The sequence below is a fragment of the Thauera phenylacetica B4P genome (genome assembly GCF_000310225.1).
Taxonomy (GTDB): Bacteria; Pseudomonadota; Gammaproteobacteria; order Burkholderiales; family Rhodocyclaceae; genus Thauera; species Thauera phenylacetica.
Genome location: NZ_AMXF01000482.1, coordinates 1 through 1127 on the forward strand (window position 1 = coordinate 1; position 1127 = coordinate 1127).

The window sequence follows — 1127 nt, forward strand, 5'->3', positions numbered from 1 at the left end:
AAGGGCGCCCCGCTCACCACCGCGGTCACCGAGGACCAGGTGGTGTTCCTGTCCGAGACCGGCGTACGCCGCGTCCCGGCCGCGCTCACCCCCGACTGCTTCGAGAACCACGGCAACTACATCGTGCGCCTGGGCAACCTCGTCAAGTGGATGGGCGAGCAGGCCGAGGCTGCCGGCATCGAGGTCTATCCCGGCTTCGCCGCGGCCGAGATCCTCTACGACGAATCCGGCGCGGTGAAGGGCGTCGCCACCGGCGACATGGGCCTCAACCGCGACGGCACCCCCGGCCCGCACCACCAGCCGGGCATGGAGCTGCACGCCAAGTACACCCTGTTCGCCGAAGGCTGTCGCGGCCACCTCGGCAAGCAGCTCGAGGCGAAGTTCAACCTGCGCGAGGGCGTCGACCCGCAGACCTTCGGCATCGGCATCAAGGAGCTGTGGGAGGTCAAGCCCGAGATGCACCGTCCGGGTCTGGTCGTGCACACCGCCGGCTGGCCGATGGACAACCGCACCTATGGCGGCGGCTTCATCTACCACCTCGAGGACAACCTCGTCGCGCTCGGCTTCGTGGTCGGCCTCAACTACGAGAACCCGCACCTGTCGCCCTTCGACGAGATGCAGCGCTGGAAGACCCACACCGAGGTGCGCAAGCACATCGAGGGTGGCAAGCGCCTCGCCTACGGCGCGCGCGCCATCGCCACCGGCAACCTGCAGAGCCTGCCGCGGCTGATCTTCCCGGGCGGCGGCCTCATCGGCGACGACGCCGGCTTCCTCAACGCCGCGCGCATCAAGGGTGTCCACGCCGCGATCAAGTCGGGCATGCTCGCCGCCGAGGCGGCCTTCGAGGCCCTCGCCGCCAACCGCCAGCGCGACGCGCTCACCGCCTACCCGGCCGCCTTCCGCGAGTCCTGGCTGTACACCGAGCTGCACAAGTACCGCAACTTCAAGCCGCTGATGAAGAAGGGCCTGTGGATGGGCTCCTTCCTGTTCGGCATGGACCAGATGCTGTTCCGCGGCAAGGCGCCTTGGACGCTGCACAACTCGTCCGACCACGACAAGCTCAAGCCGGCCTCCGAGTGCGCGAAGATCGACTACCCGAAGCCCGACGGCGTGCTCACCTTCGACCG

Annotated in this window: 1 protein-coding gene; it reads left to right on the top strand. The window is 68.6% G+C overall.

The features are described 5' to 3' along the window. Positions 1–1127: NAD(P)/FAD-dependent oxidoreductase (locus C667_RS23180; RefSeq protein WP_004389635.1), on the top strand; the 1127-nt coding region annotated here is incomplete at both ends.